Origin of the sequence: Methanofollis aquaemaris (assembly GCF_017357525.1) — an archaeon.
Taxonomy (GTDB): Archaea; Halobacteriota; Methanomicrobia; order Methanomicrobiales; family Methanofollaceae; genus Methanofollis; species Methanofollis aquaemaris.
In genome coordinates this window covers 1,312,550-1,333,534 of the sequence record NZ_CP036172.1, presented here as the reverse complement: position 1 = coordinate 1,333,534, position 20,985 = coordinate 1,312,550, and the positions used below count along the sequence as shown (strand labels likewise).

At 58.7% G+C, this 20,985-nt stretch carries 33 protein-coding genes; 27 read left to right on the top strand and 6 right to left on the bottom strand.

All coding sequences use genetic code 11. The features are described 5' to 3' along the window. Window positions 1–7: 7 nt before the first annotated feature. From RJ40_RS06400 to cmk, 24 genes are read left to right on the top strand one after another with little or no spacing between them, the layout of a single operon-like run. Window positions 8–724, top strand: a complete 717-nt coding sequence (locus RJ40_RS06400) for a 50S ribosomal protein L2 (protein ID WP_265582519.1) — start codon at window positions 8–10, stop codon at window positions 722–724. A 9-nt stretch (window positions 725–733) separates the two neighbouring features. Beyond that, window positions 734–1,147, top strand: a complete 414-nt coding sequence (locus RJ40_RS06395; RefSeq protein WP_265582518.1) for a 30S ribosomal protein S19 — start codon at window positions 734–736, stop codon at window positions 1,145–1,147. A 5-nt stretch (window positions 1,148–1,152) separates the two neighbouring features. After that, on the top strand, window positions 1,153–1,614 hold the full coding sequence (locus RJ40_RS06390) for a 50S ribosomal protein L22 (protein WP_265582517.1): 462 nt from the start codon (window positions 1,153–1,155) through the stop codon (window positions 1,612–1,614). 2 nt (window positions 1,615–1,616) lie between these two features. After that, window positions 1,617–2,336, top strand: coding sequence for a 30S ribosomal protein S3 (locus RJ40_RS06385; RefSeq protein WP_265582516.1), 720 nt, complete (start codon window positions 1,617–1,619; stop codon window positions 2,334–2,336). Then, window positions 2,337–2,549 carry a 50S ribosomal protein L29 gene (gene rpmC / locus RJ40_RS06380; protein WP_265582515.1) on the top strand — a complete coding sequence of 71 codons (213 nt, stop codon included), beginning with the start codon at window positions 2,337–2,339 and terminating at the stop codon, window positions 2,547–2,549. Then, window positions 2,546–2,821: a ribonuclease P protein component 1 gene (locus RJ40_RS06375; protein ID WP_265582514.1), complete on the top strand. Its 276-nt coding sequence runs from the start codon at window positions 2,546–2,548 to the stop codon at window positions 2,819–2,821. Before rpmC ends, RJ40_RS06375 begins: the two co-directional genes overlap by 4 nt. A gap of 10 nt (window positions 2,822–2,831) precedes the next feature. Further along, window positions 2,832–3,152: a 30S ribosomal protein S17 gene (locus tag RJ40_RS06370; protein ID WP_265582513.1), complete on the top strand. Its 321-nt coding sequence runs from the start codon at window positions 2,832–2,834 to the stop codon at window positions 3,150–3,152. 1 nt (window position 3,153) lies between these two features. Beyond that, window positions 3,154–3,552: a 50S ribosomal protein L14 gene (locus tag RJ40_RS06365; RefSeq protein WP_265582512.1), complete on the top strand. Its 399-nt coding sequence runs from the start codon at window positions 3,154–3,156 to the stop codon at window positions 3,550–3,552. A 10-nt stretch (window positions 3,553–3,562) separates the two neighbouring features. After that, a complete protein-coding gene (gene rplX / locus RJ40_RS06360) occupies window positions 3,563–3,928 on the top strand; it encodes a 50S ribosomal protein L24 (protein WP_265582511.1) in 366 nt (121 codons plus the stop codon). Continuing rightward, entirely contained in the window at window positions 3,929–4,651 is a 723-nt protein-coding gene (locus tag RJ40_RS06355) for a 30S ribosomal protein S4e (RefSeq protein WP_265582510.1), read from the top strand. Beyond that, complete coding sequence (locus tag RJ40_RS06350) at window positions 4,651–5,160, top strand: 50S ribosomal protein L5 (protein ID WP_265582509.1); 510 nt, start codon at window positions 4,651–4,653, stop codon at window positions 5,158–5,160. Before RJ40_RS06355 ends, RJ40_RS06350 begins: the two co-directional genes overlap by 1 nt. After that, window positions 5,160–5,318: a 30S ribosomal protein S14 gene (locus RJ40_RS06345; protein WP_265582508.1), complete on the top strand. Its 159-nt coding sequence runs from the start codon at window positions 5,160–5,162 to the stop codon at window positions 5,316–5,318. The genes RJ40_RS06350 and RJ40_RS06345 overlap by 1 nt, the downstream gene beginning before the upstream one ends. An 11-nt stretch (window positions 5,319–5,329) precedes the next feature. Next, complete coding sequence (locus RJ40_RS06340) at window positions 5,330–5,722, top strand: 30S ribosomal protein S8 (protein WP_265582507.1); 393 nt, start codon at window positions 5,330–5,332, stop codon at window positions 5,720–5,722. A gap of 11 nt (window positions 5,723–5,733) precedes the next feature. Next, window positions 5,734–6,258 carry a 50S ribosomal protein L6 gene (locus RJ40_RS06335; protein WP_265582506.1) on the top strand — a complete coding sequence of 175 codons (525 nt, stop codon included), beginning with the start codon at window positions 5,734–5,736 and terminating at the stop codon, window positions 6,256–6,258. Continuing rightward, complete coding sequence (locus RJ40_RS06330) at window positions 6,258–6,704, top strand: 50S ribosomal protein L32e (RefSeq protein ID WP_322743902.1); 447 nt, start codon at window positions 6,258–6,260, stop codon at window positions 6,702–6,704. Before RJ40_RS06335 ends, RJ40_RS06330 begins: the two co-directional genes overlap by 1 nt. Beyond that, entirely contained in the window at window positions 6,697–7,152 is a 456-nt protein-coding gene (locus RJ40_RS06325) for a 50S ribosomal protein L19e (RefSeq protein WP_265582505.1), read from the top strand. The genes RJ40_RS06330 and RJ40_RS06325 overlap by 8 nt, the downstream gene beginning before the upstream one ends. Before the next feature lie 2 nt (window positions 7,153–7,154). Beyond that, the gene (locus tag RJ40_RS06320; RefSeq protein WP_265582504.1) at window positions 7,155–7,682 is read left to right on the top strand and encodes a 50S ribosomal protein L18; all 528 of its coding nucleotides are present in this window, start codon (window positions 7,155–7,157) and stop codon (window positions 7,680–7,682) included. A gap of 1 nt (window position 7,683) precedes the next feature. Beyond that, the gene (locus tag RJ40_RS06315) at window positions 7,684–8,301 is read left to right on the top strand and encodes a 30S ribosomal protein S5 (RefSeq protein ID WP_265582503.1); all 618 of its coding nucleotides are present in this window, start codon (window positions 7,684–7,686) and stop codon (window positions 8,299–8,301) included. 1 nt (window position 8,302) lies between these two features. Further along, window positions 8,303–8,764, top strand: a complete 462-nt coding sequence (locus RJ40_RS06310; RefSeq protein ID WP_265582502.1) for a 50S ribosomal protein L30 — start codon at window positions 8,303–8,305, stop codon at window positions 8,762–8,764. Window positions 8,765–8,769: 5 nt separating this feature from the next. Further along, window positions 8,770–9,195: an uL15m family ribosomal protein gene (locus tag RJ40_RS06305; RefSeq protein ID WP_265582501.1), complete on the top strand. Its 426-nt coding sequence runs from the start codon at window positions 8,770–8,772 to the stop codon at window positions 9,193–9,195. A gap of 26 nt (window positions 9,196–9,221) precedes the next feature. Then, window positions 9,222–10,655: a preprotein translocase subunit SecY gene (gene secY, locus RJ40_RS06300; RefSeq protein WP_265582500.1), complete on the top strand. Its 1,434-nt coding sequence runs from the start codon at window positions 9,222–9,224 to the stop codon at window positions 10,653–10,655. Then, window positions 10,656–11,228, top strand: a complete 573-nt coding sequence (locus RJ40_RS06295; RefSeq protein WP_265582499.1) for an adenylate kinase — start codon at window positions 10,656–10,658, stop codon at window positions 11,226–11,228. A 3-nt stretch (window positions 11,229–11,231) separates the two neighbouring features. Beyond that, window positions 11,232–11,831: a DUF106 domain-containing protein gene (locus tag RJ40_RS06290; protein ID WP_265582498.1), complete on the top strand. Its 600-nt coding sequence runs from the start codon at window positions 11,232–11,234 to the stop codon at window positions 11,829–11,831. Then, window positions 11,832–12,359 (top strand): (d)CMP kinase, encoded by a 528-nt coding sequence (gene cmk / locus RJ40_RS06285; RefSeq protein WP_265582497.1) that lies wholly within the window; start codon window positions 11,832–11,834, stop codon window positions 12,357–12,359. It begins immediately after the preceding gene. Between the two features lie 540 nt (window positions 12,360–12,899). On the opposite strand, the gene RJ40_RS06280 is transcribed toward cmk, so the two are convergent. Continuing rightward, entirely contained in the window at window positions 12,900–13,139 is a 240-nt protein-coding gene (locus RJ40_RS06280) for a hypothetical protein (protein WP_265582496.1), read from the bottom strand. Window positions 13,140–13,393: 254 nt separating this feature from the next. Between RJ40_RS06280 and RJ40_RS06275 the strand changes: the two genes are divergently transcribed. Then, window positions 13,394–14,320 (top strand): AEC family transporter, encoded by a 927-nt coding sequence (locus RJ40_RS06275; RefSeq protein WP_265582495.1) that lies wholly within the window; start codon window positions 13,394–13,396, stop codon window positions 14,318–14,320. On the opposite strand, the gene RJ40_RS06270 is transcribed toward RJ40_RS06275, so the two are convergent. Then, entirely contained in the window at window positions 14,267–14,515 is a 249-nt protein-coding gene (locus tag RJ40_RS06270) for a YwbE family protein (protein ID WP_265582494.1), read from the bottom strand. The two genes, RJ40_RS06275 and RJ40_RS06270, sit on opposite strands and share 54 nt — an antisense overlap. A 69-nt stretch (window positions 14,516–14,584) precedes the next feature. Here RJ40_RS06270 and RJ40_RS06265 point away from each other — a divergent pair, with 69 nt between their 5' ends. Then, window positions 14,585–15,007: a hypothetical protein gene (locus RJ40_RS06265; protein WP_265582493.1), complete on the top strand. Its 423-nt coding sequence runs from the start codon at window positions 14,585–14,587 to the stop codon at window positions 15,005–15,007. Between the two features lie 172 nt (window positions 15,008–15,179). Here the strand turns inward: RJ40_RS06265 and ftsA are convergent, their stop codons facing one another. Next, window positions 15,180–16,526: a coenzyme F390 synthetase gene (gene ftsA, locus RJ40_RS06260; RefSeq protein WP_265582492.1), complete on the bottom strand. Its 1,347-nt coding sequence runs from the start codon at window positions 16,524–16,526 to the stop codon at window positions 15,180–15,182. Window positions 16,527–16,614: 88 nt separating this feature from the next. On the opposite strand from ftsA, the gene RJ40_RS06255 reads away from it, so the two are divergent. Beyond that, entirely contained in the window at window positions 16,615–17,217 is a 603-nt protein-coding gene (locus tag RJ40_RS06255) for a phosphoribosylanthranilate isomerase (protein ID WP_322743901.1), read from the top strand. Here RJ40_RS06255 and RJ40_RS06250 read toward each other — a convergent pair. From RJ40_RS06250 to RJ40_RS06240, 3 genes are all read right to left on the bottom strand, one after another. Beyond that, window positions 17,186–18,160 (bottom strand): flavodoxin domain-containing protein, encoded by a 975-nt coding sequence (locus tag RJ40_RS06250; RefSeq protein WP_265582491.1) that lies wholly within the window; start codon window positions 18,158–18,160, stop codon window positions 17,186–17,188. The genes RJ40_RS06255 and RJ40_RS06250 overlap by 32 nt on opposite strands. A gap of 296 nt (window positions 18,161–18,456) precedes the next feature. Next, window positions 18,457–20,277: a DUF2207 domain-containing protein gene (locus tag RJ40_RS06245; RefSeq protein ID WP_265582490.1), complete on the bottom strand. Its 1,821-nt coding sequence runs from the start codon at window positions 20,275–20,277 to the stop codon at window positions 18,457–18,459. 10 nt (window positions 20,278–20,287) lie between these two features. Beyond that, the gene (locus tag RJ40_RS06240; RefSeq protein ID WP_265582489.1) at window positions 20,288–20,851 is read right to left on the bottom strand and encodes a LemA family protein; all 564 of its coding nucleotides are present in this window, start codon (window positions 20,849–20,851) and stop codon (window positions 20,288–20,290) included. Between the last annotated feature and the right edge of the window lie 134 nt (window positions 20,852–20,985).

Genomic DNA, 20,985 nt, shown 5'->3' with positions numbered 1-20,985 from the left:
GGTGGAGATGGGACATAGAATTATTTCACAGAACCGTGGCCGGGGCGGCCCGACCTACCGGGCGCCATCCCACAAGTACAAGGCTGCACTCAAGCACGCCTGCCGGAACACCGAGACCGTGAAGGGCACGATCACCGATATCGAGCACGACCCTGCACGGCATGCTCCGATCGCCCTTGTCGCTCTTGAAAACGGCAAGAAGATCTACATGCTTGTCACCGAGGGCATGGGCGTCGGCGACGAAGTCGCCTGGGGACCGGAGGCCGGTGTCCAGAACGGCAACACCCTGCCGCTCCGTGACATCCCGGTCGGCGCCTACATCTGCAATATCGAGTCAAGGCCGAACGACGGCGGTAAGTTCGTTCGTTCAAGCGGTGTCCAGGCCATGGTCGTCGGCAAAACAACCGGCAAGGTCGCGGTCCAGATGCCCAGCGGCAAGCAGAAGTGGTTCCACGAACTCTGCATGGGCACGATCGGCATCGTTGCCGGTGGCGGACGTGGCGAGAAGCCATTTGTCAAGGCCGGGAACAAATATCACAAGATGAAGTCGCAGGCCCAGAAGTGGCCCAGATCATCTGGTGTGAAGATGAACGTCATCGACCACCCGTTCGGTGGCGGTGGCCACCAGCATCCGGGCAGGCCGAAGACTGTCGCCCGCGGCACCTCTCCAGGCCGCAAGGTCGGGCATATCGCAGCCCGCAGAACTGGGAAATGGAAGAAGTGAGGGGATTGAATGGCAAAGAAAACACAAAAGAGGCTTCCGAGGCGGCGTGAGGCATTTACCTACCGCGGCCTTTCCATTGAGGATCTCCAGCAGATGGGGACGAGCGAACTGATTCCCCTGATGCCGACCAGAGTGCGCCGCAAGTTTACCCGCGGCCTCTCTCGTGAGCACGAGAAGATCCTTGCCCAGGTGAGAGCCGGCGACGACCACATCCGCACCCATGTGCGCGACATGGTCATCATGCCCGAGATGATCGGCAAGACGATCGAGATCTACAACGGCAAGACATTCATCGCCGTAGAGATCCAGCCAGAGGCGGTCTTCCACTATCTGGGCGAGTTCTCTCTGACGAGAGGTAGAGTCAACCACGGTACCGCCGGTATCGGTGCGACCAGGTCTTCCAAGTACGTACCCCTGAAGTGATGGCAATGGCACGGACTGGATATTCAATGCAGGTCAAGGGAGAGAACTTCGCTCGCGCCAAGGCGAACGAACTGTCTGTCTCCCCGAAGCACTCCATCGAGATTGCCCGGTTTATCAGGGACATGAAGGCCGACGCGGCCATCGAGTACCTGGAAGCCGTGGTGGCGAAGAAGAAGGCAATCCCCTTCAAGCGCTTTAACAGAGATGTGGCGCACAAGAAGAATCTCCCAGGGTGGGACGCCGGCCGCTACCCGGTTAAGGCCTCCGGTGAGTTCATCAAACTCATCAAGCAGGCGAAGAAGAACGCGGAATACGCCGGGCTCGATCCCGAGAAGCTTGTCATCGTCCACACCTCCGCCAACCGCGGTCGTGCGATGCGTGCGATCTTCCCGCGTGCGATGGGTAGAGCAACCCCGAAGATGCGTCAGAGCGTGAACGTCGAACTGATCGTGAAGGAGGCTGAGTGAACATGGCAATAGAGCGTAAATTCGTCAGTGAAGGCGTTACCAGGGCACGCATCGAGCAGTTCCTCAACCGTGAACTCAAGCGCGCCGGCTATGGCGGGATGGACATCGTCCGCACCCCGCTCGGCACGCAGATCACGATCTTCGCCGAAAAACCCGGAATTGTCATCGGGAAAGGCGGCAAACTCGTGCGGCAGCTCACCCAGGACCTGGCCACCAACTTCAACATCGACTCCCCGCAGGTCGAAGTGCAGCAGGTTCCCAACCCCAACACCAACGCCCAGATCATGGCCGAGAGACTTGCCACCGCCCTTGAGCGCGGCTGGTACTTCAGAAAGGCCGGGTCGAGCACGCTCCGTCGTGTCATGGAGTCGGGCGCTCTCGGGTGCGAGATCGTCCTCTCCGGCAAGGTGACCGGGGCCCGGTCAAGGGTCCAGAAGTTTGTCGACGGGCACATCAAGCACGCCGGTGAACCAAGCGAGACGATCGTCGAGAAAGGCTTTGCTGTGGCCGTCAAGAAACTGGGCACCATCGGGGTCCAGGTCATGATCATCCCCGGCGACGCTCACCTTCCTGACGAGTTCGAGATCCTCGAACCAAAGCCGCTGGCTGAGGTCGTGGAACCTGAGGTCGTCGAAGACATCGGTGAAGACGTCGACGCCGAACTCGAGGAGTTCGTGGAAGAAGTTCCTGAAGCTGCAGAATTCGTTGAGGAGGAGCAGTAAATGGCTATCTTCAGGGCACACGAAGTCCGCCAGCTTTCTGACGTAGAACTGGCCGAACAACTCGAGAAACTGAAACTCGACCTGATGCAGGCTCGCGGAAAGGTCAGTGCAGGTGGTGCTCCTGAGAACCCGGGTCATATCCGGGAGGTCAGGAGGACCATCGCTCGCATCCAGACCGAGCAGAACGCACGGGAGGCCGTTAACCAGGCATGATCACCTCGCAGACCCTCCTTCGGCACGAGCTCACCGGACTTGCAGTCTCTGTGGTGAAGGCCAGGAACCCGACATATGTCGGGATGTCTGGCCGGATTGTAGATGAGACTCGCAATATGCTGGCGGTCCTCACCCCTGGGGGAGAGAAGAAGGTGGAGAAGAAAGGCACAGTCTTTCTCTTCGCCCTCCCCACCAGGGTATGCGTCGAAGTGGATGGGTCTGCCCTTGTGGCACGACCTGAAAAACGGATCAGCATGCGCAAAACCAGATAGAGGATAGAGAATGGCGAGAGATATTGGGTTAAACGTCCCGCTTCCTGAAAAGGAGTGCAGCGACGTGAACTGTCCGTTTCACGGCACCCTGCCGGTGCACGGCCAGGTGATCACCGGCAAGGTCGTGAGCGACCGCATGAACGGGACGGTGGTAGTCGGGCGAGATTACCTCCACTTTGTGCGGAAGTATAAGCGGTATGAGAAGCGGTCCTCCAAGTATCATGCCCACCTCCCGGACTGCCTCGACATTAAAGTGGGTGACACGGTCAGGATCGCCGAATGCAGGCCCCTGTCCAAGACAACCAACTTTGTTGTTGTCGAGGTGATCTGAGATGAAAGCAAAGATATCGAAGATCCCGAGGGCGATCAGCACCAGGACAAAACTTGTCTGTGCTGACAACACCGGGGCCAGGGTCGTTGAGATCATCTCAGTGGTCGGGTACCACGGTGTCCGCAGGCGTCAGCCGAAACTCGGTATCGGCGACATTGCGACGATCTCTGTTAAGAAGGGTACGCCCGATATGCGGCGTAAACTTCTCAGGGCCGTCGTCATCAGGCAGCGCAAAGAGATGCGCCGCCCGAACGGACTGCGGGTCGGCTTCGACGACAACGCTGCCGTGATCGTCGACGAACGCGGCGAACCGAAGGGAACCGAGATCAAGGGACCGGTGGCCCGTGAGGTTGCCGAGCGTTTCCCGAAGATCGGGTCCACAGCGACGATCATCGTGTGAGGTGTGGTGCATGGTAAGGATTGCAAGCAAACAGCCTAGAAAACAGCGTAAGATACGCTACAATGCATCCACGCATCAGCGGAGCCGTTTCCTCTCAGCACCCCTTTCGAAGGATCTCCGTGAGGAATACAAGAGGCGCCGCGCTCGTGTCGTCAGCGGCGACACCGTGCAGGTGCTCCGCGGCGAGCACGCCGGGACCGAAGGCGTCGTCGATAGTGTGGACACGAAGAAAGGCATGATCGAGGTGCACGGTGTCACCGTGGCCAAGACCGACGGAACCGAAGTTCCGCGCCCGGTAAACGCCTCGAATGTCATGATCACCAAACTCAAGACCGAAGACCCGCGCCGGGTGGCAAAGCTTGAGGAGAGGAAGTAAATGTCACATCTGAAGAGACTGACCGCGCCGATGGCCTGGCAGATCGCCAAGAAAGAGAACACGTTCATCACCAGGACCTGCCCTGGCCCGCACAACGCGGCTGCAATGCCGGTCGCCGTCTGGCTCAGGGACATGATGGAACTTGCCGGGAACATGAAGGAGATCAAGCGGATCCTCCACCAGCGCGATATCATCGTCAACGGCAAGCCGGTGACCGACCCCAAGATAGGGCTTGGCATCTTCGACATCATTTCCATCCCGAAGATGGACAAGCACTACCGTCTCCTGATGGACAAGCGTGGCCATCTGGTCTCGGTCGAGATCGATGCCGAGGCCGCCAGCACCAGGCTGTGCAAGATCAGGAACAAGACCATTGTCAAGGGCGGCAAGGTCCAGTTGAACCTCAACTTCGGCGCCAACCTCATTGCCGACAACACCTACAAGCCCAAGGACTCGATCGTCCTCACTCTCGGTGAGGGAGAGGACCGGTTCAAGATCGTTGACCACTTCCCCTTCGCTGTCGGGAACACGGCAATGGTCATCGGCGGGAAGCACTCAGGCAAGATCGGCACGATCACCGAGATCAGAACGGTCCCTGGCAGCATCCCGAACAGAGTCTTCCTTGAAGACGAGAACAAGGAGTCTTTCGAGACGGTCGAGGGGTATATCTTCATGATCGGTCGTGAGACGCCTGTGATCGCTGAATGGGGGATTGAGGCCTGATGACGAACCCGATGCAGGAACTTCACATCGATAAAGTCGTCGTTCACATGGGCGTCGGCGAGAGCGGTGAGAGGCTTGTCAATGGCGAGAACATCATCCGTGCGATCACCGGGGCAGAACCAGTGCGTGCCTTTGCAAAGAAGACCCAGCCGGCCTTCGGGACCAGGAAGGGCGCACCCATCGGTGCCAAGGTGACCCTGCGGGGCAAGAAAGCCGAGACATTCGTCCAGACCGCTTTCGACATCGCCGAAAGGCGGCTCTCAAGCTCAGCCTTCGATAACCAGGGCAACTTTTCCTTTGGTATCGAAGAACACACCGATTTCCCGGGTCAGTCCTACGACCCGCAGATCGGAATCTACGGGATGGACGTCAATGTCATCCTTGAGAAGAATGGTGTCAGGATCGCACGCAGGATGATCGCACGCCGAAAACTTCCGGCAAAGCAGCGCGTCACCCGTGACGAAGCGGTCTCCTTTATGACCGAGCGGTATGGCATGGAGGTGCAGTGATGGCAGACAAAGAACAGAAGAAAAATTTCGGACGCGGCGCAAATGAGTGCCGGATCTGTGGCAGGAAACAGGGCCTTGTCCGCAGGTACAACATCATGTTCTGCCGGCAGTGCTTCCGTGAGTGGGCGCCCAAGATGGGCTTTAAGAAGATGAACTGAGGTGGAGTGAAATGGCACGACTGAACACGATTGCAGATGCGATGAGCGCCATCAAGAACGCCAGTGACGGCGGGAAGTCCTCAGTTATCGTCGAGCCCGCGAGCAAACTCCTTGGCGCCATGCTCGGGATCATGCAGGAAGGCGGGTACATCGGCGAGTTCGAGTACATCGAGGACGGCCGCGGCGGCCAGTTCAAGGTCACGCTTCTTGGTCGGATCAACAAGTGCGGTGCGATTACCCCGCGCTTTGCCACGACTCTTGAAGAGATGGAATCGTGGGAAACGAGGTATCTCCCGGCAAAGGGTTTCGGGGTCCTCCTGATCTCGACTTCGAAGGGCGTCATGTCGCACGAACAGGCCCGCCGTGACGGTATCGGCGGCGAACTGTTGGGATATGTCTACTGAGGTGGAGGAGAATGACAACTGAGAAGAGAGTAGCGGTGCCTGACGGGGTCACGGTCTCGATCGAGGGTTTCACGATTTCGGTGAATGGTCCGAAGGGTGAGATCTCACGTGACATGCGTTACCCCGGGGTCTCCATTGTTCTTGAGGACAGTGAAGTCGTCGTCTCCACTGAATCGACCAGAAAGCGTATTGTCGCTATGATCGGCACCTATGCCTCACATATCCGGAATATGGTCGAGGGTGTCACCAAGGGCTTTGAGTATCAGATGAAGGTCGTCTATGCTCACTTCCCGATCCAGATTAAACTCCAGGGCGATCTCCTCTCCATCAACAACTTCCTTGGGGAGAAGCAGCCGAGGGTCGCAAAGGTCCTCCCTGGCGTTACGGTCAAGATCGGCAACGACGAATTGACCATCACTGGCATCGACAAAGAGCGTGTCGGGGCGACTGCAGCGAAGATCGAGCGGGCAACGAAGGTCCGTAAGCGCGATACGCGGGTCTTCCAGGACGGAATTTACATTGTGCAGAGGGCGTGATGGACGTGGCAGACGAGAAGATTCGGTTAATCCGTGTCCGGTCCCAGAAGACCGGATGCAAGTTCCAGCGCCAGTGTCTCCATTCAAAAAGGAAACTGAAGGACACCTGGAGGAAACCCCGCGGTCTGACCAGCAAGCAGCGGAGGCAGTACAAGGCAAAGGGCGCACACCCGCAGGCCGGGTACGGTGCCCCGGTGGCAGTGCGCGGCATGCACCCGAGTGGATACTTCGAGGTGCTGGTCAACAACCCGACCGAGCTTGAGGGACTCAACCCGGAGGAGCAGGCGGTGCGGATCGCCAGCGGCGTCGGGAAGAAGAAGCGGATTGATATCCAGCAGAAGGCCCTCGAAGCCGGGCTGAAAGTGCTGAATGCAAAAGACCTCTCGCAGGCACCGGTTGAAGAGGCTGTCGAAGAGAATGTTGAGGAGGTTGAAGCAGATGAGTAATCTTTCAACCCAGAAGCGGCTTGCAGCGGCTGTACTCAACTGTGGGGTCAACCGCGTCAGGTTCGACCCCGAGCGTATCTCTGACATTGAGGCCGCAATCTCGCGCGCCGAGATCCGTGAACTTGTTGGAGAAGGCGTGATCAAGACGGCAGTGGCGAAAGGTAACAGCCGCGGTCGTGCACGGATCCGGACTGCCAAGCGTTCTTACGGTCACAAGAAGGGATATGGCCGGAGAAAGGGTACGGCTGGAGCACGGAACCCGTCGAAGAGCCAGTGGATGCAGAGAATTCGGGGTATCAGAGGGACACTCCGCGAGATGCGGGATGAAGGTTCCATTGATCGCCACACCTACCGTCGTCTTTATCGGCGTGCGGCCGGTGGTCAGTTCAGGAGCCGGGCCCATCTGAAAACCCACATTGAGATGATTACCAAAGGGAGGGTTGAGTAAATATGGCGTCTGGAGCACGGTATTTTGTTCCATTCCGCAGGAGGAAAGAGGGTCGGACCGATTATTATGCGCGGACAAAACTCCTTCTCTCCGAAACCCCCCGGATGGTCGTTCGCAAGACCAACCGCCAGATCATCTGTCAACTGGTGGTGCCTGGTGAACAGGGAGACCAGACTCTGATCTCGACCTACTCCAAGGAACTGATCGGTCTGGGCTACGAGGGCTCGACTTCGAGCACCCCGGCAGCATACCTGACCGGGATGCTCTTTGCAAGGAAGGCTCTTGCAGCAGGCTACGATGAGGCTGTCCTTGACATCGGGCTTGCACGCGCGCAGTCTGGTGCCCGGGTCTTTGCTGCACTGAAGGGTGCAGTCAATGGAGGACTTGAGGTGCCTCACGGCGAGGAGATTCTCCCGGACGACGAGCGGACCAGCGGTTCGGTCATTGCGGCATATGCTCCTGAAAGGGCCGGTAACCTCGTTGAGAACGTTGAAGAAGTGGCAGAGGCCATCATGAAGGAGCTGGAGTGAAATGGCGTACGAACAGGAACCCTGGGTTCCGCTGACCGGAATCGGCCGTGCAGTTGCTGCAGGCGAGATCGCGAGCATCGACGAGGTGCTCGAAAGCGGGAAGCCAATTAAGGAGGCTCAGATCGTCGATGCCTTCCTCCCCGACCTGGACGATGAGGTCATCGACATCTCGATGGTCCAGCGGATGACCGACTCCGGCAGGCGTGTCAAGTTCAGGGCCGTTGTTATTGTCGGCAACCACGACGGTTACATCGGTCTGGGACAGGCCAAGGACGCGCAGGTCGGAAACGCAATCCGAAAGGCAATTGATAACGCAAAGACCAACATCATCAAGGTACGCCGTGGCTGCGGGAGCTGGGAGTGTGGGTGTGGAACCAGGCACTCCATCCCGATGCAGGTCAAGGGCAAGGCCGGCAGTGTCAAGGTTACCTTGATGCCGGCACCGCAGGGGATCGGTCTGGTCACCGGTGAAGTCGGCAGAAAGGTGCTCGACTTCGCGGGTGTCAGAGATGTCTGGGCCTCCTCAAGCGGGAACACCCGGACGACCATCAACTATGCCAAGGCGACCTTCAATGCGCTGAAGGCAACAAACATGATCCGGACTGGAGGGGCAGAGTAAAATGTTTGCAGTCGTGCAGGTACGTGGCGTCGTGAACACCCGCCGCGACATCAAGGACACGCTCAAGATGCTCCGTCTCCACCATATCAACCACTGTGTCCTGGTCCCTGACACCCCCGCGTATCTGGGGATGATCCGGAAGGTCAAGGACTATGTCGCCTATGGTGAGGTGGACGAGCGGACTATTGCGACGCTCCTCTCAACCCGCGGCCGTCTGGCCGGGAACATCAAGATCACCGACGAGTATGTCCGTGACCACTCCCAGTACGGGAACATCGAGGAGTTTGCGGCGGCGCTCTGCAAGGGCGAGGTTGCGATGCAGGATATCCCTGAATTGAAGCCGGTCCTGCGTCTCCACCCCCCGCGTAAGGGGTACCGGACGATCAAGCGCACCTTCCAGCAGGGCGGGGCGCTTGGAAACTATGGGGAGGATATCAATGACCTCCTCTACAGGATGAGGTGAATGCGATGCCCACAAACACACGCTCAAAGTACCGCGGTTCCAAGACCTGCGGTGGTGGGACTCACAAAAACCGCCGTGGTGCGGGTAACCGCGGTGGTAGAGGACGGGCCGGACACCGTGACCACCGCTGGAGTCATTTCCTCCTCGCAGGTGAGGTCCACAACGGTAAGCACGGTTTCTTCAGCATCAACAACACAAAAGTTCCGGTGCTGGATGTCGGGGATGTCGACCAGATGGTCGATTTCCTCCTCCAGATCGGGATCGCCGAGGAACAAGAGGGCGTTATCGCCCTTGATCTCACTGAGATCGGAGTCGAGAAGCTTCTCGGCGGCGGGCAGGTCACCCGTGCTTTGAAACTGACCGCAGCGGCGTTTTCAACGCAAGCTAAGGATAAGATTGAGGCGGCCGGCGGTCAGGCACTGACCGACTGAGCTCCTCATTTTTTGGTGGGAACCACATGGGGAATCTGCTGGATAGAATGGAGCCTTTGCTGGCGGCGATGCCGGCGGTAAAGTCTCCGGAGGGTCATGTCCACTTCAAAAACAAGTTGGTGTGGACCGCTGCAATCCTGTTGCTGTACTTCTTCTTGACCAATATTCCTGTCTTCGGGCTCGACCCCAGTTCCCAGGACACATTCCTGTATTTCCGTGCCCTTCTTGCGGGTGCGAGCGGGTCTATTGTGCACCTGGGTATCGGGCCGATCGTGACAGCGTCCATCGTGCTCCAGCTCCTGAAGGGTGCGGACCTGATCCAGATCGATACCTCTGAAGCGCGCGGGCAGATCATGTACATGGGGCTCCAGAAGCTCTTGATCTTCGTCATGATCGTCCTTGAGGCGGCGCCGAACCTTTTCGGTGGCTTTATGCGCCCCGATATGGAGATAGCCCAGGCACTCTTCGGAGGGAGCGCGGCTGCGGTCTCGTTCCTGATCTTCCTGCAGATCTGTCTCGGCGGAGTGCTGATCTTCCTCATGGATGAGGTGGTCACGAAGTGGGGTCTTGGCTCTGGTGTCGGGCTCTTTATCATCGCCGGAATCTCACAGAGTCTGATCAACGGCTTCTTGAACTGGGAAGCAGTGGCCGACCCCTATCCGGTGGGTTTCTTCCCCAGGATCTTTGCGATTGGCGTCTCTGGCGGGAACTACCTCCAGTACTTCGGGGCCGACCTCCTGGCATTTGTGACGACGATCGCGATCTTCCTGATCGTTGTCTATGTGGAGTCGACGAGGATCGAGATCCCGCTGGCTCACGCTCGGGTCAGGGGGGCACGGGCACGTTTCCCTGTGAAACTCATCTATGCATCTGTCCTGCCGATGATCCTGGTGAGGGTGCTTCAGGCGAATATTCAGATGTTCGGGATGTTCCTTTCCAATATCGGGATCACGGTGCTCGGCCGGTTTGAAAACCAGAGTCCGGTGGACGGATTGATGTACTTCCTGGCACCGATCAATAGCCCGCAGGACTGGATGTGGTGGGTCCACGATCTCGGGCATGCCCCGTGGGAGGTCATGCTCAGGCTCGGGATCGATGCCACGTTCATGGTTGTGGGTGGTGCGATCTTTGCGCTGTTCTGGGTGAAGACGGCCGGTCTCGACTCGAGTCATGTGGCCAGACAGATCCAGATGTCGGGGATGCAGATCCCTGGATATCGGCGGAACACCCAGGTGCTGATCAAGTACCTTGACCGTTATATCCCCAGGGTCACGGTCATTGGTGGGGTACTCATCGGTCTGTTGAGTGTCTTTGCAAACCTCTTTGGTGTGATAGGTGGAGTGACTGGTACCGGACTGTTGCTGACGGTCAGTATCACCTACCGCCTGTACGAAGAAGTGGCAAGCGAACAGATTATGGAGATGTATCCGTTCATGCGACAGTTCTTTGGGAGAGAGTGAATGACCGGAAAGAGAGTAGTGATCACCGGTGTGCCTGGTGTGGGCAAGACCACGGTGATCGAAGAGTCCATGAAACGGCTTGCAGGGGAGGGGATCCCCTACAAAGCCATCAATTTTGGCACCTGTATGTTCGAGACCGCAAAGGCGGAGGGGCATGTCGAGGACCGCGACCAGATGCGGGCCCTTGATAGAAATGTCCAGAAAGAACTCCAGCGGCTCGCCGGAAAGCGAATCGGTGAGATGGAAGGAAATATCATCGTCGATACCCATGCTTCGGTGAAGACGCCGGCCGGGTATCTGCCCGGTCTGCCTGAGTGGGTGCTCAGCGAGTTGCAGCCTGATATGGTGGTGCTGGTCGAGGCTGACGATGACCAGATCCTGATGCGCCGGATGGGCGACGAGAGTCGTCGCCGTGATCCTGAGGGCAGCAGGTCCATTGCAGAGCATCAGGGGATCAACCGTGCCTTTGCGGCGGCATATGCAATGATGACCGGGTGCACGGTTCAGATCGTCAGGAACGAGAATTACCTCCTCGATCATGCGGTCGAGGCGATGACTCAGATCCTGAGGTGAGGTATGGCAGTTAAGGATCGTAGCAGCATGATCTTGATCGTCCTCACGCTGGTGCTGATGGCCTCGTACGGCATCCCGTGGGTGAGGGAGAGCGTCGGCGGTGCAATGGATCTGATCTTCGGGCACCTCGTGGACGTTTATGGTATCCCATTCTTTGTGCTGATTATGATCCTCTCGGCGGTCACCGGTCTGTACTCCTCGCTGATCCAGAAGTATACCATCGACTATGAGAAGATGCAGCGGGTCCAGGGGAGGATGAAGGAGTTCCAGACGGAGTTCCGTGAGGCTCAACTCGGTGGCGACGAGAAAAAGCTGAAGAAACTCGAGGCGAAGAGGGACCGGATGATGCAGGAGCAGATGGAACTCTCCAAGCAGCAGTTCAAGCCGATGGCGTTTATTCTCCTCCTGACGGTGCCGATCTTCTTCTGGCTTCTCTTCCGTCTGCCGGGTGTCGAACAGACGATGACCCTCCCCTATGCGGGGACGCTGAATTTCATGGATGTGGTTCTCGGGTTCTTCCCGATCTGGATCCTGTGGTATATGATCTGTTCGATTGCGATCAGTCAGGTGATCAGGAAGTCGCTCAATATCGGGGGACTGTAGATGCGGATCACGATCAGCGGGCCGCCGGGCAGTGGTACAACGTCGCTTGCCCGGTACCTCGCTGAAAAGCACGGGCTCAGGGTGATCTCGGCCGGTGAGATGTTCCGGACGCTTGCAAAAGAGCGCGGGATGGATCTTGCCAGGTTCGGGAAACTTGCCGAGTCCGACCCTGCGGTGGACAAACTCATCGATGCACGCCAGAAAGAAACGGCCGAGGCCGAGGACAATATCGTGGCCGAGGGGAGGCTTTCGGGCTGGATGGTCTCGAATGCTGATCTGAAGATCTGGTTGTCGGCGTCGATGGAGTGCCGGACGACTAGGATATCATCGCGGGACGGCGAGGGAGAGGACGACGCGCGCAGGCATACTGAGGAACGGCAGGCCTGCGAGAGGGGGCGTTACCTCTCCTATTATGATATCGATATCGAGGATCTTTCGGCGTATGATCTGGTCCTCAGTTCCGAGCGCTGGGACGTCGAGGGGTTGGGTGCGATTGTCGATGCGGCGATTGCCTCCCTGCACGAATAATTCTTTTTTTGCTGTGTAGAATTGAGCATGGGGCGAAAACGCGCCTCAAGCATGCCGGATGAAAAGTATTTCATAGTAATTCCTCTTCAGGAGTGAACATGAGGGGCTGCTCACACCCTTGCCTCTCCGTTGATGGGTCGGCAGAGATCCGGGGGCAGAGCCCCCGGCACGAGCGTGTGGGAAGGCACGTCGATCAGAAGGACCGCCCCCATCGCAAAATCTTCGCTGCCGTCTCGCACCGCGGGGCTTTGCCCTCCAGAATCCCCTACGGACAAAGGATCGCCGAGGGGCGGCGATTGAACCGTATCCTCCCGGGTGCTCTGTTGCGGAGAGAGAGATCCATCCAAACCTCGAAATGCTACTCAGAACAATGCTTAATCGCGTATGCTTGAGCCCAAGGTTCATACCGAGTCAACAAAACTTTTTTTGTGTGAAGGTCACCAGCCTATCTGTAATGTCGGCGTGTGGGGTATAACCCGGTGCGGGGGGGCCGCACCGGAAAAAAGTCCTGAGTGGTGTCTGCCTGTCGGCGCAGATCACTTATTTCGTAGCCGGCGGCGCGATCCTGGCGGTCTGCCGGATCTGCTCCCGGAGGAGCGGGTGGATCATCGGTGCGTCAGCAAGGGCATTGAGGGCGTCATAGGCCTCTGCATTGCCTTTCTGTGCCATGATGCCAAGAAGGTCGACTGCGTCGCGCTGGATATCGTTGACCATCGGTTCAGTGTCATTTTTGGCCGATAGGTAGAGTTGGAATACCGTTTTGTCTTCAAAGTGATGCATTGCTCTCACTCATCTAAGGTAATGGATTTTCTCAAATAAATGACGTATGTTAATTTATCCTCTTTTACTCTATCCCTCTCAGAGGAACATTCTTATAGAAAAAAAGAATATTTATAAAGGCACTGCACAATGCCCTCTCTGGTGTGTGAGACCGCCGACCCAATGATCTCCACCCTCCTTTTTCCATATATATCGGGAATTAAAGGATTTTGGGCAGGCGCATTCAATAAATGTCCCATACAGAGGCTTATGTTATGGACTTTGTCACGGTCTTTGACCAGATTTTACTTCTCTTCCTCCTGGTGCTGGCTGGGTACGGGGCCCGGTGGCTTGGGGTCTTTGACGATGAGACAACCAGCGGCCTCTGTAGTCTGCTGGTGAAGGTAACCCTCCCGGCCCTGATCATCTCCTCGATGATGGTTCCGTTCAGTCCGGAGCGGTTGACGGCATGTGGCGAGATGCTTATCATCTCGGTTGTCTTCTATGCGATCTCTCTGGTCGTTGCCTGGGAACTCCCCAGGATTCTCAGGGCGCCTGAGACCGACCGCGGGGTGTACGGGTTCATCCTGATGTTCTCGAACACGGCGTTCATGGGATTCCCGGTCATTGAAGCAATCTTCGGCAAAGAGGCTCTCTTCTATACTGCAGTCTTTAACCTGCCCTTCAACCTGCTGGTCTTCTCCATCGGGATCATCATGCTCAGGTGGGGTGCTCCAGGGGAGAAGGGTCACCTTGACCCGAAAATTCTGCTCAACCCCGGGATCGTCTCGGTCATCATCGGACTGATTCTCTTCGTCACCTCAATGCGCCCGCCCCTCCCGATCACAGGGGCGCTTGAGTCTCTTGGTTCTCTGACGACTCCCCTCTCCATGATTGTCGTTGGAGCGATGCTGGCACGGATCGATCCGGCCGAGGTCTTTGCAGGGTGGCGGGTCTATGCGGTCACGGCAGCACGCCTTCTCCTGATGCCGGTCATTGTCTGGGCAGTCCTCGTACCCTTTGTTCATGATCCCTATCTGCTGGGAGTGCCGGTGATCATGGCGGCGATGCCTGCCGCTGCCTTTGCGGCTATCCTTGCAGAGGAGTGTCATGCAGATACGAGACTCGCTTCGAGAGGGGTCTTTCTCTCAACGCTTTTCTGTGTTGGGACCATCCCCTTTGTCGCTCTCCTGGTCGCCTGAAGATGTGAGGATCTCCTGGACCCTCCCCACCTTTCCGTCCCTGAGGCGGACTTTGATCCCATGAGGATGGAAGGATGAGTTGGTGAGGATGGCCGCAACGATGCCCCGGGTAAGTTTGCCGGTTTTCTGGTCTGCTTTAAGGACAATGTCCACGGTAATCCCTGGTTTGATGTCCTTGCGATGTTGTCCGTTCATGAACCATCAGGTACATTGAACAACGCTTTTAATGTTGCTTGCGGAATAGGTAATGAGAGTGAATTTACAATGGGTGCGTGTAAAGAGGCGTATTACAACACGGTAGAACGTGACCTGAAAAGGGCGTACAGAGGTGAAGACGGCTGGAAACTCGAGCGCAGTTCTGAAGTTGACGGGATCGCGCCAGACTTCCTTTTGAAGAGGGGCCGCCCCGGTTCTCTCGAACTGATCGCGGTGAACGTCAGGATTGCCGCTCTGATCGGGTCTGCTGATGTAACTCGTATGCGGACTGCGGCCGAAAGCCTTCTTTCAAAGAAGGCGCCGGTCAAGAAGATGCTCCTGGTTGTTCCGCAGGATGTTGAGATCTCTGCTGAGATGGAAGGGATCGACCTCTTCTTCCTCGAGTCCTATGCAGTAAAGAGCGGCGAGGTCATCTGGTCGCGTAGTAACCTCTGGACTGCTGACGGGACACCGGTCCTGGGCAGTTCCTGAATTCTTCTTTTTCCCCTTTTAGGATCGAAAAAAAGGGTGTTGGGTGCCAGAAACTGAGCCCGAAGTTGGTGCCCGAAAGGTGCGCTTAACAACTCCGGTTATTCATCATCTTGTCGTTAGGACTATTAAATCTGTCTATTTAACTTTGTTCTCGTGTTAAATGACTTAAATGTCATCTCCGGTCCACCAGACGTTTCGGCCGTCCCCTCACCGAGGCAAGTTCGAGCCCGCCCGGCGCGGTGAAATGGAAGAGCACTCTGCACCTGCTCTCCTCGCAGGCCTCTGCAAGTGTGGGTTTATCTTTGAAGATCGTCTCAAGAAAACGGTTTTTGATGGTGTTCCGGTCGGCCGTGGCAAGGTCTTCACACTCCATGCTGACCCGAAGCACGGTCTCGTCCTCTTCACCGTAGACGAAGGCTTCATACTCGCCTGTCAGGTATGCCATGTTCTCGGGCTGAAAGACCGCCCGCTCGATATCGACCCGGTTGATCGCACACCCGGCGACGGTGACCGTCTCGGTCTCCCGCCAGGGGGGTTCGATCTTGAGGTGCGTGCGGCCGCACGGGCAGGTGCCGCGGCTCACCACCCTGCTCCAGTCCTCGGTGTCATAGTTGAGAAGGAGGGTGCCGGCTTTCCCTCCGGGGGGGAGGAGCGTCGTGAGGACAAGGCGTCCGTCTTCTCCGTCTTTGACGAAACGCCGGAGTGCAGGATCGTACAGGTCGACGTGGACAAGGTCTTCGGGACAGTGCAGCCCGTTCTTGGCCTGGCACTCTCCGCACATCGTTCCTTCGGTGGAGCCATAGGTGTTGTAGACCTCGCAGCCCCAGACCTTCTCCAGGTGGGCGCGAGACTCCGCGGCAAACCCCTCCCCCCCGATGACAAGTCTTTGCACCCCTGAGTCCTGCGGTTCGATCCCCTCTGCCCTGAGCCGCCGGGCAAGCCTGAGGAGTTTGAAGACGCTCCCGACGATGGCGGTGGGGTGATAGTCCCTCACCACCCGGACCGGGAAGGTACATTTTCCTTCCGGGATGACGGCGACCCCCAGGTCCCGTGCGGCGAGGGTCATGGTGTTCGCCCCGATGTTCATCCCATAGGAGGTGCAGAGAACAAGACGGTCGCCCGCGCCGATTCCCTGGGCGGTGAAGGCTCGCGCATACTTCTCGGCATATCGTTCCCAGTCCTCCCAGATGAGGAAGAAGGTCTTGGGCACGCCGCTCGTCCCGCTTGTCTCGTGCACGGTGAACACCTCTTCCCATCCCACCGAGCGGAAGGCGAAGTCGGCGGCGGCCGGGGGCTGGTGCTCCCTGATCACCTGGCCTGAGATGACCGGAAGGTCGAGGAGGTCTTCGTGGCAGGTGACGGCAGCCGGGTCGATCTGCTCTTTTGCAAACCATTTTTTGTAGAAGGGGGAATGTTCGGCGGCGTACCTGACCGTGTAGCGGATGCGCTCGTCGACGAGGGCGTCGAGGTCGCCCCGTTCCATCGTCTCGATCGTCTCGTCCCAGTACCTCCGTGTCATCAACCCGTGAGGTGGCGGGGTGGTTTATAGCATTTTGGACTCTCCGCCTCTCTGTCATCGCCACGCGGAGATTCCATCAGGCAGGAGGGTGAGAGAGTACGGCATGGAGCATGGGTATGTGCGGGTGAAGATCTGCGGGGTGACAAGGCCGGAAGATGCACGGGTGGCGGAGGCGGCCGGGGCCGACGCCGTCGGGGTGGTGATGTTCTCCGACTCCCCCCGGTCGATCGGTCCTGACGAGGCGGCGGCGGTCTTCTCGGCCCTCGGGCCGTTTACGGCGCGGGTGGTGGTCACTCACACGACCTCGCCGGAGGATCTTGCGAGGGTGCTCGCCCTCCATCCGACCGCGGTCCAGATCTCGTACCCCCATGGGGTTCCCACCGGGTGCGGGACGGCGGTGATGAGGGTGGTCGGCCGGGAACGTCCGGCACCTCCCCTCCATGCGGACGCCTACATTGTGGACGAGAGCATGGGACGGGGCCACCTCTTCGACCCGGCCTCTGCGCGCTCGTTTGTGGAGGAGAGCAGGGTGCCGGTGGTGCTTGCCGGGGGACTGACTCCTGAGAATGTGCGCGCCGCCGTCAGGGCCGTCCGCCCGTATGCGGTGGATGTCTGTTCCGGTGTCGAGATCGAGCCGGGGGTGAAGGATCCGGCCCTGGTCAGGGCCTTTGTTGCCGCGGTGAAAGGCTGAACGTCCGGTCCCGCAGAACCTGCCGCACGGCATACTCTTCTTTTTTGAGGGAGGTGTCCAGGTAGACCGTCTCGTCGGGAGTGATCCTGATCACGTTGAGGTCTGCCGGGAAGGCGGCGATCTCGTCTGCGGTGAGACCGCGGAGGGCGAGCGCCTCCTCATGGCCCGGTTCGCCCGGCCTGAGCACCTCGACGCCGCCGGTGAGTTGCATGCCGCGCACGTCCTCCATAGAGGTGTGGTGGTCGTAGATGGCAACCGAGGCGCGGGGGTTCTGGACCAGGTAGGCGAACTTCGCCCCGCCCTCGCTGTAGATGTAGATCCGCCCGTCGGCGTAGAGGTAGTCGACCGGCGTGGCCCGCACCGCTCTTCCGTGGCCGGTGGCGAGCACACACTCCGAATGGGTGCGGAGGAAACGGTCGGCCCTGGCCCTCAGTTCTTTTTCAGGCATCAGGTCGATGCACTCCAGTCTCTCGCGGAGGGCCAGGGCGTACGCGGCGACCGCCTTCATATCGAGGAGGTCGCGGTCCTGCAGGATGAACCCGGTCCTTTTCGCATAAAAGGTGAGGGCATTTCTGTCGTCGCGGTCAAGGTCGGCGGTCCTGAGTCTCCCGCCGAAGGCGACGGCCGGCACTTCATCCCCGAGAAAGGTGTGCAGTTCTGTGAGGTACGTCCGTCCCTTGTGGAGTTTGATGCAGGTGCAGAAGAGGGCCACCGGTTTTTCCCGCAGCCATGAGGCGTTGGTCTCGACAAACCGCCGGATCGAGGGGGCGACCTCACCATTGTAGATGGGAGTGCCGATCACGAAGAGGTCAGAGGATTTCAGATCCTCTGAGAACATCTCGGGCCGGCACATCCTGGACGGCCCGAGGACAAGGGCGAACGCCCTGGCCACCTCGGCCGTTGTCCCGTATTTGCTCTCATAGACGACGCATGTCCTGAGCATGAGGCCCCTTCTGCCATGTGACCTCATAAATTCTCTGGCGCCCGCGGGGTGTCGGGATCGGCCTGCCCCCTGGAAAAAAGAAGATCGGCTCTGTTGAATCGGGCAGGAACCCCGGGGGCAGCGCCCCCGGCGAGAGCGTGCGGGAAGGCCCGTCGATCAGATCGGCCGCTCTCATCGCAGAATCTTCACCGCCACTGTCGCGAGGATAGGGGTTCTCTGAATAATGTCCAATCGCGTATGCTTGAGTCCAGGGTTCATATCCGCTTCTACACCACAAAAAAGGTGATAGTCCCGGTTCAGCGGCCGCCGACTCCGCCGCCGCCGAACCCGCCGCCGCCGCCAAATCCGCCGCCGCCTCCACCGAACCCACCGCCACCGCCGCCGCTGGAGGGCGCGGAGAAGTGGGCGATCGGCATGAAGGCCAGGGGCATATGGGAGTAGACCGGCATTCCCACCTCGGCATAGGAGATGTTCAGGTTCTCCATCGCCTTCTCGACCTGGTCGCCCAGGCCCAGGGCGGTGCCGTAGACCATCCACTCGCCCCACATCGAGAGATCTTCTGGGGCATACTTCTGGATCTGTGCCATGTCTGAGAGGAACCTGGAGAAACTGTCCCATTCCAGTTTCTCCTTGAAGTGGTCGTCCTTCCAGTGGCCAAAGAGGGTCGAGGGCATCATGAGGGCGATGGCCACCTCGACGAGGCCCGCGATCGAGAGGACGATCGCCGGTACCGTCGCAGCCCCGGTGGCCGGAGCGAGCACGAAGACCAGGACCGCGAGGCCGAGGAGGAACGCAGGTGGGAAGAGGAGGGGCGCGACAAACTTCCGACCGTCGACGGCATACCGGGCGGAGAGACGCGTGTCCACCGCGCTGAAGAGCGCCTGGAGGCTGCGCTGGTAGCCCTGCACCGCGGCCAGGTCGGTTCTGCCCTCCGCCGCCTGTGTCGCCATCTTCTCCAGTTTCCCGGAGTCGAAGACACCGTTGCCGGCGACGCTGGAGATGTAGTTGAGCGCCCGCTGTTCGTAGGGATCGTCGGAATGGTTGCGGTTGACTGTGACCGTGATCCCTTTTGCATCGTCCTTCTCCTTGATGGTGACCGCGCCCTGTCTATGGAGGTCGAGGAGCGTGGCGTAGAACCCGTTCTCGTCGAAGTCGTTCACGTCATCTTTGAAGAGGAGGTTCACCTGCCAGGGCTTGAGGGCGGTGTTGGGCGTGAAACTGAGGTACTCGGGGACGGTGAAGGCCTTCTCAAGGCCATACCTGCGATACAGCAGGAGGAGGCCGAAGGGGAGGAGGAGGACCAGGAGGGCGGCAAGCATCTGGAGGGTCGATGCCGCATGGTACGGGAGGTTATACCAGAAGGCACCGTCCTCGGTCTTCTGCCTCACCTCCTCGATCTGGTGCGGGAACCCGCCGGTCTGATCCAGATAGGAGAGAGGCAGGAGGAGTTCGACCGCCACCGGATCGTCTTCGGCGGCGCTTCCCGTGATCGTCACCGTCCCGTCCTGCCGTTCCACGGTGAGGCCGGGTGGATAGGCATAGACTGTCTCGATCCCCTCCCAGTCAGGGAGGGTGATGGCGAGGTGGCGGTATGGGATGTGCTGACGGACAAGTTTGAGGTTGACGTGGGCCACCTCGGCATCGTACTCCACCGGCGGGCGCATGACGAAGCGGTACTCGACGGTATACTTCCCGGCATTGAAATATCCCGGGTTGTAGAGCCCGACCTCGTTGGGAAGGGCCCTGCTCCTGATAAACTCGGTCTCGGCCTCGCTGGCCTCTGGCACAGTCCTGACTTCGCCTGAAGCGTCCTTTGCATACCCGATCACCCCTTCGGGTGCGGTCATCCCTTCGAACTTCACATGCGGACTTGAAGTGTCGACAAAGGTGAGGCGGTCGTCGAAGAAGCGGAAGAGCATCCTATAATCGCCCGAGGATCCGACATCATAGGTGTAGCGTTCGATCAGTGTCCCGTTCTCGTACAGAACCGCCTGGTAATCGTCGACAACCAGGTCGCCCTCGGTGAGGAAGGGCAGGGCGGCGCTGAGGCCGAGGGCCGCGACGCCGAGAAAAAGGGTGATGATGATGAGGGCAGCGATCTGCCGGTTTTCACTCACCACGTCCACCTCAGAACTCGATCTTCGGCGCCTGCTCGATCTTCTCCTCGAACTCGAGATAATCGAGTCTCTGGATGTGGGCCATGGAGGCGACGATGTTGGAGGGGATCGTCTCGGTCATGGTGTTGAGCTGCTGGGCGATGTTGTTGTAGGTGTAGCGCTGGCGGGCGATCTCGTCCTCGATCTGCCTGATGGATGCCATCAGTTCGGAGACCGTTGCCTGCGTCTTGAGGTCGGGATAGGCCTCTGCGACTGCGAAGAGGCGGCCGACGATCGAGCGCGACTGCCGCTCCACCTCGTTGAGGTCGCCGGGATCGGCCTTGCCGACGCCGGCCCGCATCTCGGTGACCTTGGTGAGGGTCTCCTTCTCGAAGGAGGCGTAACTCTTGACGGCCCCGAGAAGTTGCTCGATCTGGTCGAGCCGCTTCTTCATGGCAACGCGGATCTGGCCGAGGGTCGCCTCGCCAGAGTTTTTCAGGTTCATGAAACGGTTGTAGATGCTGATGATCCAGCCGACGAGGGCGAGGATGATCAGCACTACGACTGCGAGTACAATAATGGTGGCTAAGTCCATGGATTCACCGTACCTGAAAAGTAGAGGTCTGCGGATATGAAAGTATGGATGGAGTCGGGGTGTTTCTGGTGAGATTGAAGTGATCAGCCATATCCGGAAGTACCTCTATCCCTGATGGACGTGCACCTTTCTCT

Excerpts from the sequence above, each read along its gene's own strand:
- RJ40_RS06270 (WP_265582494.1), bottom strand. The coding sequence starts at position 14,515 with ATGAACGGACAACATCGCAAGGACATCAAACCAGGGATTACCGTGGAC.
- secY (WP_265582500.1), top strand. The coding sequence starts at position 9,222 with ATGGGGAATCTGCTGGATAGAATGGAGCCTTTGCTGGCGGCGATGCCG.
- rpmC (WP_265582515.1), top strand. The coding sequence starts at position 2,337 with ATGGCTATCTTCAGGGCACACGAAGTCCGCCAGCTTTCTGACGTAGAA.
- RJ40_RS06295 (WP_265582499.1), top strand. The coding sequence starts at position 10,656 with ATGACCGGAAAGAGAGTAGTGATCACCGGTGTGCCTGGTGTGGGCAAG.
- RJ40_RS06350 (WP_265582509.1), top strand. The coding sequence starts at position 4,651 with ATGACGAACCCGATGCAGGAACTTCACATCGATAAAGTCGTCGTTCAC.
- RJ40_RS06310 (WP_265582502.1), top strand. The coding sequence starts at position 8,303 with ATGTTTGCAGTCGTGCAGGTACGTGGCGTCGTGAACACCCGCCGCGAC.
- RJ40_RS06240 (WP_265582489.1), bottom strand. The coding sequence starts at position 20,851 with ATGGACTTAGCCACCATTATTGTACTCGCAGTCGTAGTGCTGATCATC.
- RJ40_RS06345 (WP_265582508.1), top strand. The coding sequence starts at position 5,160 with ATGGCAGACAAAGAACAGAAGAAAAATTTCGGACGCGGCGCAAATGAG.
- RJ40_RS06330 (WP_322743902.1), top strand. The coding sequence starts at position 6,258 with ATGGACGTGGCAGACGAGAAGATTCGGTTAATCCGTGTCCGGTCCCAG.
- RJ40_RS06385 (WP_265582516.1), top strand. The coding sequence starts at position 1,617 with ATGGCAATAGAGCGTAAATTCGTCAGTGAAGGCGTTACCAGGGCACGC.
- RJ40_RS06365 (WP_265582512.1), top strand. The coding sequence starts at position 3,154 with ATGAAAGCAAAGATATCGAAGATCCCGAGGGCGATCAGCACCAGGACA.
- RJ40_RS06275 (WP_265582495.1), top strand. The coding sequence starts at position 13,394 with ATGGACTTTGTCACGGTCTTTGACCAGATTTTACTTCTCTTCCTCCTG.
- cmk (WP_265582497.1), top strand. The coding sequence starts at position 11,832 with ATGCGGATCACGATCAGCGGGCCGCCGGGCAGTGGTACAACGTCGCTT.
- RJ40_RS06390 (WP_265582517.1), top strand. The coding sequence starts at position 1,153 with ATGGCACGGACTGGATATTCAATGCAGGTCAAGGGAGAGAACTTCGCT.
- rplX (WP_265582511.1), top strand. The coding sequence starts at position 3,563 with ATGGTAAGGATTGCAAGCAAACAGCCTAGAAAACAGCGTAAGATACGC.
- RJ40_RS06305 (WP_265582501.1), top strand. The coding sequence starts at position 8,770 with ATGCCCACAAACACACGCTCAAAGTACCGCGGTTCCAAGACCTGCGGT.
- RJ40_RS06320 (WP_265582504.1), top strand. The coding sequence starts at position 7,155 with ATGGCGTCTGGAGCACGGTATTTTGTTCCATTCCGCAGGAGGAAAGAG.
- ftsA (WP_265582492.1), bottom strand. The coding sequence starts at position 16,526 with ATGACACGGAGGTACTGGGACGAGACGATCGAGACGATGGAACGGGGC.
- RJ40_RS06340 (WP_265582507.1), top strand. The coding sequence starts at position 5,330 with ATGGCACGACTGAACACGATTGCAGATGCGATGAGCGCCATCAAGAAC.
- RJ40_RS06315 (WP_265582503.1), top strand. The coding sequence starts at position 7,684 with ATGGCGTACGAACAGGAACCCTGGGTTCCGCTGACCGGAATCGGCCGT.
- RJ40_RS06375 (WP_265582514.1), top strand. The coding sequence starts at position 2,546 with ATGATCACCTCGCAGACCCTCCTTCGGCACGAGCTCACCGGACTTGCA.
- RJ40_RS06325 (WP_265582505.1), top strand. The coding sequence starts at position 6,697 with ATGAGTAATCTTTCAACCCAGAAGCGGCTTGCAGCGGCTGTACTCAAC.
- RJ40_RS06400 (WP_265582519.1), top strand. The coding sequence starts at position 8 with ATGGGACATAGAATTATTTCACAGAACCGTGGCCGGGGCGGCCCGACC.
- RJ40_RS06265 (WP_265582493.1), top strand. The coding sequence starts at position 14,585 with ATGGGTGCGTGTAAAGAGGCGTATTACAACACGGTAGAACGTGACCTG.
- RJ40_RS06355 (WP_265582510.1), top strand. The coding sequence starts at position 3,929 with ATGTCACATCTGAAGAGACTGACCGCGCCGATGGCCTGGCAGATCGCC.
- RJ40_RS06250 (WP_265582491.1), bottom strand. The coding sequence starts at position 18,160 with ATGCTCAGGACATGCGTCGTCTATGAGAGCAAATACGGGACAACGGCC.
- RJ40_RS06290 (WP_265582498.1), top strand. The coding sequence starts at position 11,232 with ATGGCAGTTAAGGATCGTAGCAGCATGATCTTGATCGTCCTCACGCTG.
- RJ40_RS06395 (WP_265582518.1), top strand. The coding sequence starts at position 734 with ATGGCAAAGAAAACACAAAAGAGGCTTCCGAGGCGGCGTGAGGCATTT.
- RJ40_RS06370 (WP_265582513.1), top strand. The coding sequence starts at position 2,832 with ATGGCGAGAGATATTGGGTTAAACGTCCCGCTTCCTGAAAAGGAGTGC.
- RJ40_RS06335 (WP_265582506.1), top strand. The coding sequence starts at position 5,734 with ATGACAACTGAGAAGAGAGTAGCGGTGCCTGACGGGGTCACGGTCTCG.
- RJ40_RS06280 (WP_265582496.1), bottom strand. The coding sequence starts at position 13,139 with ATGCATCACTTTGAAGACAAAACGGTATTCCAACTCTACCTATCGGCC.